The 15,028-nt window shown below is 67.9% G+C and carries 13 protein-coding genes and 1 pseudogene; 12 read left to right on the top strand and 2 right to left on the bottom strand.

Features of this window, described 5'->3' with window-relative positions:
* Positions 1 to 2,133 (bottom strand): annotated as a pseudogene (locus AAFU51_03450) (sodium-translocating pyrophosphatase).
* Positions 2,134 to 2,542: 409 nt separating this feature from the next.
* Positions 2,543 to 4,123 (bottom strand): M14 family zinc carboxypeptidase, encoded by a 1,581-nt coding sequence (locus tag AAFU51_03455; GenBank protein MEO1570303.1) that lies wholly within the window; start codon positions 4,121 to 4,123, stop codon positions 2,543 to 2,545.
* A 189-nt stretch (positions 4,124 to 4,312) separates the two neighbouring features.
* Here AAFU51_03455 and AAFU51_03460 point away from each other — a divergent pair, with 189 nt between their 5' ends.
* The 12 genes from AAFU51_03460 to AAFU51_03515 all read left to right on the top strand — a co-directional run bounded on the left by AAFU51_03460 (position 4,313) and on the right by AAFU51_03515 (position 14,906).
* On the top strand, positions 4,313 to 4,972 hold the full coding sequence (locus tag AAFU51_03460) for an aquaporin (GenBank protein ID MEO1570304.1): 660 nt from the start codon (positions 4,313 to 4,315) through the stop codon (positions 4,970 to 4,972).
* 72 nt (positions 4,973 to 5,044) lie between these two features.
* Complete coding sequence (locus AAFU51_03465) at positions 5,045 to 5,272, top strand: hypothetical protein (GenBank protein MEO1570305.1); 228 nt, start codon at positions 5,045 to 5,047, stop codon at positions 5,270 to 5,272.
* 4 nt (positions 5,273 to 5,276) lie between these two features.
* A complete protein-coding gene (locus AAFU51_03470; GenBank protein MEO1570306.1) occupies positions 5,277 to 5,612 on the top strand; it encodes a hypothetical protein in 336 nt (111 codons plus the stop codon).
* 116 nt (positions 5,613 to 5,728) lie between these two features.
* Positions 5,729 to 6,403 carry a hypothetical protein gene (locus tag AAFU51_03475; GenBank protein MEO1570307.1) on the top strand — a complete coding sequence of 225 codons (675 nt, stop codon included), beginning with the start codon at positions 5,729 to 5,731 and terminating at the stop codon, positions 6,401 to 6,403.
* Positions 6,404 to 6,405: 2 nt separating this feature from the next.
* A complete protein-coding gene (locus AAFU51_03480) occupies positions 6,406 to 6,798 on the top strand; it encodes a hypothetical protein (protein ID MEO1570308.1) in 393 nt (130 codons plus the stop codon).
* Between the two features lie 177 nt (positions 6,799 to 6,975).
* Positions 6,976 to 7,341 carry a transcriptional regulator gene (locus AAFU51_03485; GenBank protein ID MEO1570309.1) on the top strand — a complete coding sequence of 122 codons (366 nt, stop codon included), beginning with the start codon at positions 6,976 to 6,978 and terminating at the stop codon, positions 7,339 to 7,341.
* A 1-nt stretch (position 7,342) separates the two neighbouring features.
* Positions 7,343 to 7,741: a hypothetical protein gene (locus AAFU51_03490; GenBank protein ID MEO1570310.1), complete on the top strand. Its 399-nt coding sequence runs from the start codon at positions 7,343 to 7,345 to the stop codon at positions 7,739 to 7,741.
* A gap of 37 nt (positions 7,742 to 7,778) precedes the next feature.
* Positions 7,779 to 8,117, top strand: a complete 339-nt coding sequence (locus tag AAFU51_03495; GenBank protein ID MEO1570311.1) for a hypothetical protein — start codon at positions 7,779 to 7,781, stop codon at positions 8,115 to 8,117.
* Between the two features lie 198 nt (positions 8,118 to 8,315).
* On the top strand, positions 8,316 to 9,089 hold the full coding sequence (uppS, locus tag AAFU51_03500) for a polyprenyl diphosphate synthase (GenBank protein ID MEO1570312.1): 774 nt from the start codon (positions 8,316 to 8,318) through the stop codon (positions 9,087 to 9,089).
* 233 nt (positions 9,090 to 9,322) lie between these two features.
* Positions 9,323 to 10,612: an inner membrane CreD family protein gene (locus AAFU51_03505; GenBank protein MEO1570313.1), complete on the top strand. Its 1,290-nt coding sequence runs from the start codon at positions 9,323 to 9,325 to the stop codon at positions 10,610 to 10,612.
* Positions 10,613 to 10,810: 198 nt separating this feature from the next.
* Positions 10,811 to 13,543, top strand: a complete 2,733-nt coding sequence (locus AAFU51_03510) for a T9SS-dependent M36 family metallopeptidase (protein MEO1570314.1) — start codon at positions 10,811 to 10,813, stop codon at positions 13,541 to 13,543.
* Positions 13,544 to 13,724: 181 nt separating this feature from the next.
* A complete protein-coding gene (locus AAFU51_03515; protein MEO1570315.1) occupies positions 13,725 to 14,906 on the top strand; it encodes a hypothetical protein in 1,182 nt (393 codons plus the stop codon).
* Positions 14,907 to 15,028: the final 122 nt, after the last annotated feature.

Raw genomic sequence — 15,028 nt, forward strand, 5'->3', positions numbered from 1 at the left:
GTCGGCGTCCGAGATCAGCGGCGCGATCACGAGGGCCACCACGGCGATGAGCTTCAGGAGGATGTTGAGGCTCGGGCCGGAGGTGTCCTTGAGCGGGTCGCCCACGGTGTCCCCCACGACGGCGGCCTTGTGCGCGACGGAGCCCTTGACGTGGGGCTCGCCGTTGATGGTGTAGCCCGCGCTGGAGGCCTCAAACGTCTTCTTCGCGTTGTCCCAGGCGCCACCGGCGTTGGACTGGAAGATGGCGAAGAGCACGCCCGAGACGGTCACGCCGACGAGCAGGCCGCCGAGCATCGACGGGCTGATGAAGCCGACGACGACCGGGACCGTCACGGCGAGCAAGCCCGGGGCGATCATCTCGCGGATGGCGGCCTTCGTCGAGATGTCGACGCACTTGGCGTACTCGGCCTTGGCCGTGCCTTCGCGCAAACCAGGAATCTCGCGGAACTGGCGGCCGACCTCTTCGATCATCTCGCCCGCCGCGCGGCCGACGGCGCCCATGGCCATCGCCGAGAACACGTAGGGCAGCATGGCGCCAATGAGGACGCCCGAGAGGATCGTCGGGTTGGCCACGTCGAGGTTCTCCACGCCCGCCTGGGTCATGTAGGCGGCGAAGAGGCCCAAGGCCGTCAGCGCGGCCGAGCCAATAGCGAAGCCCTTGCCGATGGCGGCCGTCGTGTTGCCCACGGCGTCGAGCTTGTCGGTGCGCTCGCGGACCTCCGGCGGCAGATCCGCCATCTCGGCGATGCCGCCGGCGTTGTCGGAGATCGGGCCGTAGGCGTCGACGGCGAGCTGGATGCCCGTCACCGAGAGCATGCCCACGGCGGCGATGGCGATGCCGTAGAGGCCGGCGAAGAAGTAGGCCCCCATGATCGCGCCCGCGAGGATGAGCGCGGGGAAGCCGGTCGAGAACATGCCCACGCCCAGCCCAGCGATGATGTTGGTCGCGGAGCCCGTCACGCTCTGCGCGGCGATGCCGTTGACCGGGCCCTTGCCGAGCGCGGTGTAGTGCTCGGTAACGAGGCCGATGGCCGTGCCGGCGATGAGTCCGATCACGACCGCCATGAACACGCCGAAGGCACTGTAGGTAAACTCACCGACGATGGGCGTCGTTGCAACCCACTCGCCCGGCAGCATCATCGTCACGATGAGCCACGCGAACAGGATCATGATGCCGACCGCGCCGAACTCGCCGATGTTGAGCGCCTTCTGCGGATCGCCCCCTTCCTTCACCTTGACGAAGAAGGAGCCAGCGACCGAGACGAGGATGCCGACCGCCGCGAGTACGAGCGGGAGCATCACGGCTGCGAGGCCCATCTCCGGGCCGATCTCGAGGAAGGCGGGGAGGAACGCTGCGCCGAGCACCATCGCGCCGATGATCGAGCCGACATACGACTCGAAGAGGTCAGCGCCCATGCCGGCCACGTCGCCCACGTTGTCGCCCACGTTGTCGGCGATGGTGGCGGGGTTGCGGGGGTCGTCCTCGGGGATGCCTTCGTAGACCTTGCCGGCGAGGTCAGCGCCCACGTCGGCGGCCTTCGTGTAGATGCCACCGCCAACCCTCGCAAACAGGGCAATCGACGAAGCGCCCAGCGAGAAGCCTGCGAGCACGTTGATGACGGTCGCGATCTCCGGCGCGTCGACGGCGCCTTCGATGAACATGGCGCTGTAGACGATGAAGAGCACGCTCAGGCCGATCACGCCGAGGCCGACCACCGAGAGGCCCATGACGAGGCCACCTGAGAAGGCGACGTTGAGCGCCGGGCCAAGGCCGGTGCGTGCCGCGTTGGTCGTGCGGACGTTCGCCTTCGTGGCGACGTTCATGCCGATGAAGCCGGCGAGGCCGGAGCAGAACGCGCCGACGAGGAACGACACCGCGATCAGCCACGACGAGTTGGTCTGGCCCATGTTGGCGAAGGCGAGCAGTGCCGCCACGGCCGCCACGAAGATGACGAGCACGCGGTATTCGCGGCGTAGGAACGCGCGGGCGCCGTCGGCGATGTTGCCAGCGATCTCCGCCATGAGGGGCGTGCCGACGTCCTGCTTGTTGACCCACTGCGTGCGGATGAACGCGTAGATCAACGCGATCACGCCCGCAAGCGGAATCAGATACGTGATGAGGGTGGAGTCCATAGGGAGGTTGCCTGTGGGGAAGGTTGCTTGGTGTTGAGGTCGGAGTAGCCCCCGCGCACGCGGTGCAAACCACCGTTCGATGGAGGGACGGCCGTTCGGGCGTGGGGTGCGCGCCCGGACGCCGCGCCCTCAGGATGGCGTCGCGTGCGGAGGAGGAGGCTTGGCCGCCGCGCCCTCGCCCTGGCGGGTCGAGGCGAGACGCTTCCGCGCTCCACCTACGTCGCGGTCTCCCTGGGGGATGGCTCGGTAGAGCGACCAGCGACGGCCCTAAAGATCAACGCGAGCCCCGCGCAGATGCCATTAATTATCAGGAAAGGACGTGTTGACGGCGCATGGACGCACGCACGCCAAACCGCGCGTTCCATCCAGAGATTCATCCTGTTCGCCTTGCGGACGCCCGACCGAGTGCCTAGTCGAGATCGAGCGTGACCCTCTGCGTACCCGCGGAGGGCGAGCCAACCGTAATCGTCACCTCGCCATCGCCGACGATCAGCATCTCGGCCTCGGCGCCGCCGCCGCCGGGGATCGGGTCGAGGAGCTGCTGCTTGGGGCGGCCTGCCGCGAGGGTCTGGCCGCCCGACAGCTCCGTCTCGATCAAGATCGGCTGGTGGGCGCGGACGGCGCGCCCGGCTTCGGCGTGCGTCGGTAGGTCGCCGGTGTTACGCAGCGCAAGCGTAACGCGGTGGACGCCGCGCCCGACTGGCTCGGCGCGGGCCGTGACTTGCAACTGGGGCAAGCGCTCGGCGAGCGCAAACAGCAACGCCGTCGCGCTGGCGTTCACGGCCGCGACGCTATCGGCAGGCGGCGTGGTCAGCGCAAACGGTGTCGGTCCGCCGACCTCGACGGTGCGGTCCGGGAGGTCGGGGTGCTCGACCTCGGTCCAGTCGAGGACAGCGCCGGGGCTGTTGGCGCGGTGGTAGGCCAGCGCGCGGCGGTCGAGGTCGTGGCGGCTCGGCGTATCCGTGGTGTCGGTCGAGTCGGCGGGGGGGAAGACCCAGGCGGGCGCGGTGAAGCTGAAGCGGCCGAGGTGGTAGTAGGCCCAACTCGGGAGGTGGCCGGGCGGCTCATCGCCGGTCCCTGTGTAGCGGGCGCGGTCGCCGAGGGCGTCCGTCGTGGCTTCGTGGGCGAGCGAGTCCGGCGCAAAGCGGCGGCCGAGGCGCTTCGAGCCTTTGATCTCAGCGAAGTAGTGAATGTTGTCGGCCCGCGAGAAGGTGTAAACGGCGACGATGTTGGGGCGGGCATAGACGAAGTCGGCGAGCGCGCGCAGCGCCGGAGCTTCCATCGGGTGACGGCCGTGCTTGGCGGTGTAGGGCTCGTGGTTATAGGTCGTGTTGCGGGCGAGCCACGTGCCGCCGGGGCCGTCCTCGTTGATGTGGTGCGGGTCGCCCGCGGCATCGCCGTCGTCGTCGCGGCCCTCAGGGCGGAGTAGCCAGCGGCCGGCATCGCCCGCGGTGCCATCTACCTCGCGCAGCAGGAGCGGCTCGGCGCTCTCGGCCTCCGGGTCGGCATACGTCCCGGCGGGGTGCTCCACGCGCATCCAGCGGAGCACGCCATCGCCGTCGAGGTCGTCGGGGCCGTCTTCGTCTGTGAGGCCGTCGCGGTCGGCGTCGTCGGGGGCGTCGTTGCCGGGCAGGCCGTCGCCGCGCGCGTGGGCGTCGAGCGCGAGCGCGGGGACGACGTAGACGGTCGCCCGGTCGAGGAGCGCGCGGACCGAGTCGGCGTCCGTTGTCAGGAGGTACTGCGCGAAGGCACGAGCTGCGTCGGCGCTGGCGCGGTCGTCATGCTCCACGCCGCCGAGGACGAGCAGCGCTGGCTTGGCATCCCGCTCGCCTGATCCAATAGCGATGGCGTCGAGCGCACGCCCCCCCGCAGTGGTACCGAGCGTGAACGCCTCGGCGCGGTCGGCAGCCTGGGCGGCGAGGTCGTCGAGCGACTGCGCGTGCGTGGTGAGCGGGACGAGGAAGAGCAGCGCGAGGAGAGCGAGGCGCATAAGTACAGGCGAGGGCGAAGTGGAACCGCAAGATCGGAAGAGACGCCGTCGCCTGCGCACGCTGCCCACGGGACCGCCCCGAAGCAACAAATCGGCGCGAACCATGCCGTACTTGGCCTAAATCGTAGGGCTTTCACCGCAATCACTGCTAGCTTCCCGTGTACCTCCGTCAACCCACCCCCCAACACGATGAAAGCTTTCCTCACCGAACTCATCGGCACCTTCTTCCTCGTCCTCACCATTGGCCTGACTGTGGTCGGCGGCAGCACATTTGCGCCGCTCGCCATCGGTAGCGTGCTCATGGTGCTCGTCTACATGGGCGGCCACGTCTCCGGCGCGCACTACAATCCGGCGGTCACGGTCGGTCTTTGGCTCAGCGGCAACCACGAGACCAAAGACATCGCGCCGTACATCATCGCGCAGCTCTTGGGCGCGATCGTGGCGGCGTTCGTCGTCCAGTTCATCCTCGGCGGGACGCTGGAGGTCGCGCCGAACGCGGAGACGAGCCTGGCGGGCTTCTTCCTGCTGGAGCTGCTCTTCACGTTCATCCTCATGCTCGTCATTCTGAACGTGGCCGTGGCGAAGCAGGTCGACGGCAACAGCTTCTACGGCCTTGCTATCGGCTTCACGGTGCTCGCGGGCGCGTTCGCGGCAGGCCCGGTCTCGGGCGGCGCGTTTAACCCGGCGGTCGCCATCGGCCCGATCCTCGTGGACGCCATCGTGGGCGACGGCTCGACGGTCGGCGGGCTGTGGGTCTATCTCGTAGCGACGTTCCTCGGGGCCGCCGCTGCCGTGCCGGTCTTCAAGATCCAGGAGCGCGAGAGCGACGAGGCCACGCGCGCCAACTAGCGGCGGCTCGTTAAGCGCCGAGCGCATCGGACGATGTCGGGAGGAGTCCGTTTTACCTCTCGCTACCGCCCGGTGCGCTTTCTCGTTGCCGCTCTCGCCCTGTTCATCACTCTCACGCTCATCGCCTCCACGGCTGGCGCGCAGGACGTGCCTACGCAGGTGGAGCCGGCTCTCCTTGCGAAGGTTGGCCCAGCTTCGCAGCCCTGCCTCGCCGAGGTCGTCGGCTTAACGATCACCGTCCCGGAGGGCTTCGAGGAGAACGCACCTCGCCCACCCGGAAGGGGCGACGGACGCCCCTGACCTCGTGCTCTGCTCGTTCGTGGACGAGGCGGGGAAGCAGTTCCTCTCCGTGTCGGCCCACACGTACTTCGGCGCGGACCAGCAGGCCGCGGGGCAGCGGGGGGACGAGTTCGCCCTGTCCACCGGCCCGACGCTCACCCTCACCTCGGCACCGATCCCGTCGCTGAACGTGGACATCGCCTCCGCCTACAGCATATCCTTCGCGGACGGGCAGGCGCACGGCATGACAGTACTCGGCTGTGCCGATGGACGGTGCTACAAACTCGAAGCGAGCGGCTCCATCGCCACAGACCGCGACGCGTTCATCGATGTGCTGCGCGGCGTGCGGTTCGAGGGCTGAGGCGCAGCGCCGAGGCGATATCCGGGCAGACTCCGCGTGGCCAAAAAAGTGCTTGCGCGCCGGTTCGGGATTGTATACTTTGAATCACAAAGTTCTTGCTGACCCATAATTCTCCAATGACCCGTCCCGACCGAAAACCGCTCCGCCGTGGGACGACCACTAGCCCACCGCCGCACGAGGCCGCGAGCGCTCAGCTTCGCTTCATCCGCGACGCGATGGAGCGCTCGGCGCGTTTCACCGCCGTGCCCGGCTGGGGCGGCGTCGCGATGGGCGTGACCGCGCTCGGGGCTGCCTGGCTCGCTGCCCAGCAGCCGACGCCCTCCGAGTGGCTCCGCGTCTGGGCGGGCGAAGCCGTCGTGGGTGTGATTCTCGGGCTGGTATTTCTCATCCGCAAGGCGCAGGCGTCGGGCCTCGACGTCCGCGTCGGGCAGGGGCGCAAGTTTCTGCTCGGGCTCGCCCCCGCGCTCCTCGCGGGCGTCGCGCTTACGCTCGCCGTCTACGGCTTCGACGTCGGCCCGACGAAGGAGTACTTCGTGCGCCAGGGTGCCGTCGAGGCGACGGCGTCGCTGCGGCTCTTGCCGGGACTGTGGCTGCTGTGCTACGGCGTCGGCGTGATCTCGGCGGGGATGTTCTCCGTGCGCCTCGTCCCGACGATGGGGCTGGGCTTCCTCGGGCTGGGCCTGCTCGCGCTCCTCAGCCCGGCGGCGTGGGGCACGGCGTACCTCGCGGCGGGCTTCGGCGGCCTGCACGTCATTTTCGGCGTCCTGATCGCCCGCAAGCACGGAGGCTAACCATGCGCGCTGCCTTCCTCCAAAAGCCTCGCTCGGCCTACCTCGCGGCGCTCACCCTGGCCACGCTGTCGACGCTGTTCCTGTTCGTAGTTAGCCTCGGCGTCGGGATCATCGGAGCCGATGGCGACCCGGCAAACCTGCTCTACCTCAGCGTGACCGCGCTCGGTGTAGTCGGGTCGATCGTCGCGCGCCTCCGGTCGGAGGCGATGGTCGTCGTGCTCGCCGCGATGGCGCTCGTGCAGGCAGGCATCGGCCTCTATGCCATCGTCGCCGGACTTGGGCGGCCGTACAGCGGCGCGCTCGAGTTGCTCGGGCTTACGGGCCTCTTCGTCGCGCTCTTTCTTACGGCCGCCTGGCTGTTTCGTCAGGCTACGCGCCCGATGCCTCATGACTGATCGTCAGCAGGTCTTTCAGCTTCATGAACTCCACTCTTGTCATGCTGAACTTGGTTCAGCATCTCAGCCATGCTTCGTGACATCATAGTCGCCAGAGATCCTGAATCAAGTTCAGGATGACGTGACTCTTGTTGTGAAGCAGATCAGACTTGCTCTCGCATTCAACCACCGCCACGCATGCCTAGATCAAAAGACAAGCTCCGCCGCGCGCCGCGCGCTGGCACATCGACGCCAGCGGCCGCGCCGTTCGCGCCCGACCTTGACACGACCATCCACCAGCGCATCCGCCTCGGCATCGTCTCGGCACTGGCGGCGGGCGGGACGATGAGCTTCACCGACCTCAAGACCGCGCTCGACCTCACCGACGGCAACCTGTCGGTTCACGCCCGCAAGCTCGAAGACGCGGGCTACATCGCCTGCCGCAAGTTCTTCGACGACCGCACGCCGCGCACCGAGTACGACCTCACCGACGCAGGCCGCACCGCCCTCACGCGCTACCTCGACCAGATGGAAGCCATCATCCGCGCCACGCGCGTGAAGTGACATGGGCAGACGCACCCCAACCTATTTCGACACGTCCGATTGGCCTGCTGAAGTTGGCCACGCGGCGTTCACGACGTTGGTGAAGTCTCATCTCCCCGAGGTGCATACCCGGATGATTGAACTCGACGCGCTCGGATTGCTCCACGTCGAAATGGGGATCCTGGAGGGAATGACGATCCAGGCCTACAACGATCGCCTGAACGTTGCGCGGCGCTACCTCGCTTTCGCTGACGAGGTCCTCGCTCGTGCCGACGCTGCCGCTCTCAATGCGCTCGACGTGTCTTTCGTAGAGGGCCTGGTATTCGGTGGCTGTGACGAGGGGATCCGTGACTGGATGCCCGCGCAGCTTCAGAAGGCATACGACGAGCAAGCTGCTCGTCGAGAAACGCAAGTGAAGTGAGGCAGAGTAACACACCACGCGTCTCCGACAGATCATCATGGCACGTCTCTACAAAGTCGACTACCGAGACGATCACATGGACTACATGTCGACATACAACGAGGGTGGCGTTCCGCCAAAAAGCCCCCCAAGCCACGTTTATGAGCTTCGCGTTGCTGGGACCACGCTAGTGTTCATCAACGAGCAACAAGTCCGCGAGGCAGAAGCATACTTTTCGAAGAAGCTTCGACCCTTGACGGGAGGCCCAAACCCACCCTACGAACACTACTGGCACGTGTGGTATGGCCGACTTCCGAAGGGCGTACTGAAGCGCACGAACCGCGAGAAAATCCAGAAAGCATTGTCCAACGGCATCGCTGAGTTCTTCGATGACTAAGCCCTACCTCGCAGTTGTCATCCCCGACTTGATCGGGAGCCGCAGGCCGACGGATTCAATCCATTCGGTGCAATAGAGCACCGCGCAATATCGCCTGGGTCCCCACCTACGCAGGGATGACTCGGTGGTGGACTGAACCGCCGAATTAAACCCTCCCACGCCGCCACCGCGGCTTTTCTTTCATCTCTAAACTTTAAAATGCAAAGCTATTTGAGTAACCCAAACTCGTTTCATCTCGCGTGCATCATGGACGGCAACGGGCGCTGGGCAGCACGGCGGGGGCGGCCTCGCACCGACGGCCACCGTGCGGGCGTCGAGGCCGTGCGCCGCGTCGTGGAGGCGGCGCCAGGACTGGGCGTGTCGACGCTCACGCTCTACGCCTTCTCCGCCGACAACTGGAAGCGGCCTCAGACCGAGGTGTCGGCGCTGATGGCGCTCTTCCGCTGGGCGCTGCGCCGCGAGATCGTGCGGCTCAAGCGCGCGGGCGTGCGCCTGAGCGTGATCGGTCGGCGCGACCGGCTCCCGGAGGCGCTCCGCAACGGCATCGCGCGGGGCGAGTGGGAGACGCGGCACGGCACGCGGCTGCACCTCCGCATCGCCGTGGACTACAGCGCCCGCGACGCGCTCGTGGAGGCCGCCCGCCGCTGCCAGTCTGCTGGCGAAGCGCTATCACCCGACAACGGAGCCCGCGACGCCTTCGCGCGCCACCTCGCCGCGGCTACCTCGCCGTCCATAGGGCACCCCCACGCGCTGCCCGGCACGCCCCAGTTCGAAGCAGGAGTCCTGGACGTCGACCTCGTCGTGCGCACGGCGGGCGAGCAGCGGCTCTCCGACTTCCTGCTCTGGGAGTGCGCCTACGCCGAGTTCGCCTTCCTCGACCGCTGCTGGCCCGAGATGGACGCCGACGCTCTCACGGCCGTTCTCGCCGACTTCCGCAGCCGCACCCGCAAGTTCGGCGCGCTCGCAGCCTGAAGGGCGAAGGGCGAAGGGCGAAAAGGTGCCGCGACCAACCGCCCGCGTCAAGCCACTTCCCCGTCAGCTCTCGCCAACCACCGCACGCACCGCAACACCGCTGCACCGCAACACCGCTGCACCGCAACACCGCTGCACCGCAACACCGCCTCACTACAACACCGCAACACCGCCGCACTCACGACACACCGCCTCACTGAACCACAGCAACACCGCAACACCGCAACACTCCTATGCTCAACCGTCTCATCGCCATCGCCTTCATCTTTTTCTGCACCTCCGTCGCCTGGCTGTTCCTCGGCGGGACGGTCGAGAAGCGGACCCACGATCAGGACACGAGCCTGCACAGCAGCGTCGGCGAGATGTGGGGCGCGCCGCTCGTGCAGCTCGCCCCGACCTTGCAGCGCGAGCGCATAGAGACGCGCGAGCAAACGCGACTCGAAGACGGCACCGTGATCAGCGAAACCATTGAGGAGACGGTCTACGACGCCGCGCCGATCGCCGGGACAGCCATCGCTGTGGACCTCGACCTGGAGCAGCGCAAGAAAGGGCTGCTGTGGTATCCCACCTATCGCGTACGGTTCGACGGGCGCTACCGGCTCGTGAATGACAGCGACGAGGACGGCACGTTTCGCTTCCGCTTCCCGCTGCCGCAGGGCGCGGCTGTGTTCGACAACGTGGCGCTGACCGTGGACGGCGCGCGGGTGGAGGACGCCGCGATGCGGGAGAGTGGCCTCGTCCATGACCTCGACGTGGCGGCGGGCAAGACGGTGGAGGTGTCCGTGGGCTATGGCTCGCAGGGCATGGAGACGTGGCGCTACAGCTTCGGCCGCGGCGTGGCGCAGGTCCGCGATTTCTCGCTGGCGATGACGACCGACTTCGACGCCATCGACTTCCCCGCGCAGTCGCTCTCGCCGACGAGCAAAGAGGCGACGGACGGCGGCTGGGCGCTCGCGTGGGACTACGGCTCGCTCGTCGCCGAGGCAGGCGTGGGGATGGTGCTGCCGCAGAAGCTCAACCCCGGCCCGTGGGTGAGCCGCGTGACCTTCTTCGCGCCGGTGAGCCTGTTCCTGTTCTTCTTCGTGCTGCTGGTGCTCGGCGTGATCCGCGGCGTGCGCCTCCACCCGATGCACTACTTCTTCCTGGCGTCGGCCTTCTTCGCCTTCCACCTGCTCCTGGCCTACCTCGTGGACCACGTGCCGGTCGTGTTCGCGCTCCTCGTCTGCTCGGCGGTGTCGGTCGGGCTGGTGGTGAGCTACATGCGCCTCGTGACGGGGCTCCGGTTTGCACTGGTCGAGGTCGGTGCCGCACAGGGCGTCTACCTCGTCGTATTCGCGTTCACGTTCTTCCTCGACGGCTTCACGGGGCTCGCGGTGACGGGCCTGAGCATCGCGACGCTCTTCGTGGCGATGCAGGCGACGGGCCGCCTCGACTGGGAGTCGGTGTTCGCCAAGCCATCGCTGCCGAATGCAATGCGGGCCGACGTGCAGAAGCGGCTCGGCCCGAGCCCCGACGCGACGTAGAAACCGACGGGAGCACATGAGCGAGTCTGGGGCCAGGCATCGGAGACGACCTGGCCCCGTCTATGTGCGGGCGGCATAGTGAAACGGTGCGGCGGATAGGGATAGAAGCGCTTCGGCGCGGCGGGGCTTTGTCCTTGACCTGAGACAACGCTTCTCGTTTTTTAGCGCTTTCGTCCCTTCACGTTTTTGTCGTCACCCATGCCCCGTTGCTTCTTGCCGGGCCGGTATGTGCTGGTCCTGCTCCTGAGTGCGCTCGTGTGCGCGCCGTCCCTATTCGCCCAGACTACCACGCGGAGCGCTGCCGCCGAGGCTGCCCTGTCGCACTTCCGCGCTCAGCACACCACGTATCGTCTCGCGGAGAGCGATGTCAGCGCCGTGGTCACCGACGAGTATCGCACGGCCCACCTGGGCGTGACGCACGTCTACTTCCGGCAGACCCACGCCGGGCTGGAGATCCTCGAAGCAACGGCCAACGCCAACGTGCGCGACGACGGGAGCGTGTCGAGCCTGCGTAGCCAGTTCCTCCCCAACCTGGCAAGCCGGCGTACGTCTGAGCCGCGCCCCGCCCTCGACGCCACCGAGGCGATCGCCGCTGCCGCGGCTGCCCTCGAACTGCCCGGTGCAGCAGCGGGCTTCGCGGTCCAAGAGGCGGCCGAAGGCCTCGCGCAGCGGCAGGTGCTCGACGGGGGGCAGCTCTCGCTGGAGCCGATCCCGGCGCGCCTCGCGTGGGTGCAGGACGACCTCGGCACGCTGCGTCTCGTCTGGAGCATTGCCATCGCCACGCTTGACGAGCAGCACTGGTGGGACCTCGCCGTAGACGCCCACACCGGGCAGGTCCTGCGCCAGACCGACTGGGTAGTGAGTGAGACGTGGACCCGGCATGACCACACCGGACACGACCACGCCAGACACGATCATGCTGGACTCGATCACGCTGGGCATGGCCATGCTGGGCATCTCCATGCCGGGCACACGTCAGCGCGCAGCTTCGCGCCGGTGATGCCTGCGGTGCCGTCCCTGGCGCCCGCCCCGAGCACCGGCGGCACCTACCGCGTCGTCGCCTTCCCGGCGGAGAGCCCCAACCACGGGCCCATCGCCCTCGTGACCGACCCGGCCGACCCGGTGGCCTCGCCCAACGGCTGGCACGACGACGGCTCCCGGACCTACACCATCACGCGCGGCAACAACGTGTTCGCCTACGAGGACCGCCGCGACCGCGACTTCTCCGGCTACAGCCCCGACGGCGGCGCCGACCTCGTCTTCGACTTCCCCTTCGCCGACGACAACGACCCCGTCGCGCACGAGGACTTCGCCATCACCAACCTGTTCTACTGGAACAACATCTTCCACGACGTGATGGCCGCCTACGGCTTCGACGAGGCCAGCGGCAACTTCCAGGCGACCAACTTCACCGGCGTCTCGGGAGGGGGCGACTATGTGCGCGCCGAGGCGCAGGACGGCAGCGGCACCAACAACGCCAACTTCGGCACGCCGCCCGACGGCAGCCGCCCCCGCATGCAGATGTTCCTCTGGACGGCCGCGTTCTTCGGCGTGACCGCCCCAGCCACCATCGCCGGCACCTACCCGAGCGGCCCGGCCAACTTCGGCCCCGCGTTCCCCGGCGACCCGCTTGAGAGCGAAGTCGTGCTGGCGTTCGACGAGGAGCTCACCGAGTTGGGGTGCACCGAACTGATCGACGACTACGATGGGCAGATCGTGATGATGGAGCGCGGCTCGTGCAACTTCGTCGACAAGGTGCGCAACGCCCAGGCGGCGGGCGCCGTCGCGGCCATCATCTTCAACTGCGAGCCGGGCGCGGACGGATGCAGCACGAACAACCCAGGCGAGGGCATCATCTCGATGGGCCTGCCCAGCGGTGACGACGAGAGCGACATCACCATCCCCTCGGTGTTTATTCAGCGCAGCACCGGCCTGCTGCTGCTCGACAACGAGCCCGCGCGCGTGGCACTCACGGGGCTCGCCCGCGACAGCGACCTCGACAACGGCGTCATCCTCCACGAGTACGTCCACGGCGTCTCGAACCGCCTCACGGGCGGCCCCGGCAACGCCTCGTGCCTCGGCAACGCCGAGCAGGCTGGCGAGGGCTGGAGCGACTACTACGGCCTCATGTTCACCATGACCGCCTATGACTTCGCCACTGAGGGCCGCGGCATCGCCACCTACCTGGAGTTCACCGACACCGACGGTCCCGGCATCCGCCCCGCGCGCTACTCGACCGACCTGAGCATCAACGGCCTCACCTACGCCGACGTAGCCGATACCGGCCGCATCTCGCAGCCGCACGGCATCGGTACCGTCTGGGCGACGATGCTCTGGGAAATGACCTGGAGCCTCATCGACCGCTACGGCTTCGATCCCGACCTCACGAACGGCACCGGCGGCAACAACGTCGCGCTGCAGCTGGTCACGGATGGCATGAAGCTCCAGCCGTGCAGCCCCGGCTTCGTCGACGGCCGCGACGCCATTCTGGAGGCCGACCTGCTCGCCAACGGCGGCGTCAACCACGACCTCATCTGGGCGGCCTTTGCTAAGCGCGGCCTCGGCTTCAACGCCGACCAGGGCAGCGCCAACAGCCGCACCGACGGCGTGGAGGACTTCACGCTGCCGCCGCCCGTCGCGGACGAGGCTGACGAGGCGTTCGCAGGCACGCACCGCCTGAGCGCGGTCTACCCGAACCCGTTCAACCCGCAGGCGACGTTCACGCTCCAGATCGCCGCGGCGCAGGACGTGGCCATCAAGGTCTACGACGTGCTCGGGCGGCAGGTCGCCACGCTCCACGAGGGCGCGCTGGCCACCGGCGCCGTGCACCGCTTCGAGGTGGACGGCCGGTCCCTCGCGAGCGGCGCCTACGTGCTGCGCGTGCAGGGCGAGGACTTCGCCGAGACGCGCCGCCTCACGCTCGTGAAGTAGCGGCACCGCCACGCCAGAACGACCGCGCGCCGGGGCCTTCGAGTCCCGGCGCGCTGCTGTTTGTGGGCCAGGCGTCACGGACCACCGAGGCCACGCGACGCGACGGAGAGCGCAACCGGGACCGAGGCGCTCCGTAGCGCGCGGCATCACTCTCACCCAGACGCCTCCATCACGACGCCCCATGCTGACTCGCCTCTTCGCGCTCCTGCTCGTTGCCTTCGTTCTCGTTCCCATCGCCGCGGCTCAGGAAGGCCGCAGCCTCGACCTCACCATCAACGACACGGGGATCGCCATCGGCGATGCGGAACGCGTCAACGGGCTCCGGCTCAACTTCCGCGACCGCTACCTCCGCGAGGTCAACGGCATCAACCTCACGCTGTGGACGCCCTACTATGACTCGACGCGGGTGCGCTACGGGACGGTCAACGGCCTCGCGCTGGGGCTGCCCTCGACGGGCGCGGGCGAGATCAACGGCCTCGGCCTTGGTGTGCTCGGCGTCGTGGCCGATGACGCGTTCAACGGCATCGGGGTCGGCGGCCTGGCCGTCGTCTCGGGCGACGAGTTCACAGGCGTCGGCGTCTCAGGCCTCGCCACCGTCGCGGGCGACAACTTCCGCGGCATCAGCGTCGCGGGCCTCGCAACGGTCGGCGGCGAGGCGTTCAGCGGGATCGGACTGGGCGGCCTGGCCTTCGTCGCCGGGGAGGAGTTCTATGGCATCGGTGGCGGCGGGCTGGCCGCGATCGCGGGCGAGGAGGCCACGGGCGTGCTCGCCAGCTTCATCGGCACCGTCTCGGGCGACAGCTTCAGCGGGATCGGCCTGGGCGGCCTCGGCACCATCGTCGGCGCAGAGGGGCAGGGCATCTTCGCGGGCGGCCTCGGGACGGTCGTCGGCGAGGACCTGACCGGGCTGGCGTGGGGCGGCCTCGGGATGATCGTTGGCGAGGATGCCTCGGGCATCATGGCGAGCAACCTCGCTACCGTCGTCGGCGAAGACGCGCGGGGCCTCGTGACAGGCGGCCTCGTAACCATCGTCGGGGACGAGCTCCGCGGGGCGCAGATCGCCGGCCTTGCCAACGTCGTCGGCGGCGACGCGCGGTGGCTCCTCGTGGCCGGCCTCGCCAACGTCGGCTATGACATCAACGGCCTCGCTGTGACGGGCGGCGTCAACCGCGTTGTCGAGAACGGCGAACACCGCGGCGTCGGCCTCGCGCCGGTCAACTGGTCCACGGGCACTCAGAGCGGCCTGATGATCGGGATCGTGAACTACACCCACACACTGCGCGGCGTGCAGCTCGGCCTTGTCAACATCGTCCGCGACAACGGCCTCGCCCGCGTCCTCCCGCTCTTCAACGTGGGGCGATGAGAGACGTGAGGAGTAGAGGGCACCCGACCTTCACTCGTTGCTCCGGATACCGAGTCTGCTCGCAGGGCCAAGGTGTGCAGGTATAAACGTGTGAAGGGGAGAGGTCTCGTCCACACGTTCAC

The sequence above is a fragment of the Bacteroidota bacterium genome, from assembly GCA_039821555.1.
In the GTDB taxonomy this organism is placed as follows: domain Bacteria; phylum Bacteroidota; class Rhodothermia; order Rhodothermales; family Rubricoccaceae; genus JBCBEX01.

Excerpts from the sequence above, each read along its gene's own strand:
- AAFU51_03490 (MEO1570310.1), top strand. The coding sequence starts at position 7,343 with ATGGGCAGACGCACCCCAACCTATTTCGACACGTCCGATTGGCCTGCT.
- AAFU51_03495 (MEO1570311.1), top strand. The coding sequence starts at position 7,779 with ATGGCACGTCTCTACAAAGTCGACTACCGAGACGATCACATGGACTAC.
- AAFU51_03475 (MEO1570307.1), top strand. The coding sequence starts at position 5,729 with ATGACCCGTCCCGACCGAAAACCGCTCCGCCGTGGGACGACCACTAGC.
- AAFU51_03455 (MEO1570303.1), bottom strand. The coding sequence starts at position 4,123 with ATGCGCCTCGCTCTCCTCGCGCTGCTCTTCCTCGTCCCGCTCACCACG.
- AAFU51_03515 (MEO1570315.1), top strand. The coding sequence starts at position 13,725 with ATGCTGACTCGCCTCTTCGCGCTCCTGCTCGTTGCCTTCGTTCTCGTT.
- uppS (MEO1570312.1), top strand. The coding sequence starts at position 8,316 with ATGCAAAGCTATTTGAGTAACCCAAACTCGTTTCATCTCGCGTGCATC.
- AAFU51_03460 (MEO1570304.1), top strand. The coding sequence starts at position 4,313 with ATGAAAGCTTTCCTCACCGAACTCATCGGCACCTTCTTCCTCGTCCTC.
- AAFU51_03505 (MEO1570313.1), top strand. The coding sequence starts at position 9,323 with ATGCTCAACCGTCTCATCGCCATCGCCTTCATCTTTTTCTGCACCTCC.
- AAFU51_03510 (MEO1570314.1), top strand. The coding sequence starts at position 10,811 with ATGCCCCGTTGCTTCTTGCCGGGCCGGTATGTGCTGGTCCTGCTCCTG.
- AAFU51_03485 (MEO1570309.1), top strand. The coding sequence starts at position 6,976 with ATGCCTAGATCAAAAGACAAGCTCCGCCGCGCGCCGCGCGCTGGCACA.
- AAFU51_03480 (MEO1570308.1), top strand. The coding sequence starts at position 6,406 with ATGCGCGCTGCCTTCCTCCAAAAGCCTCGCTCGGCCTACCTCGCGGCG.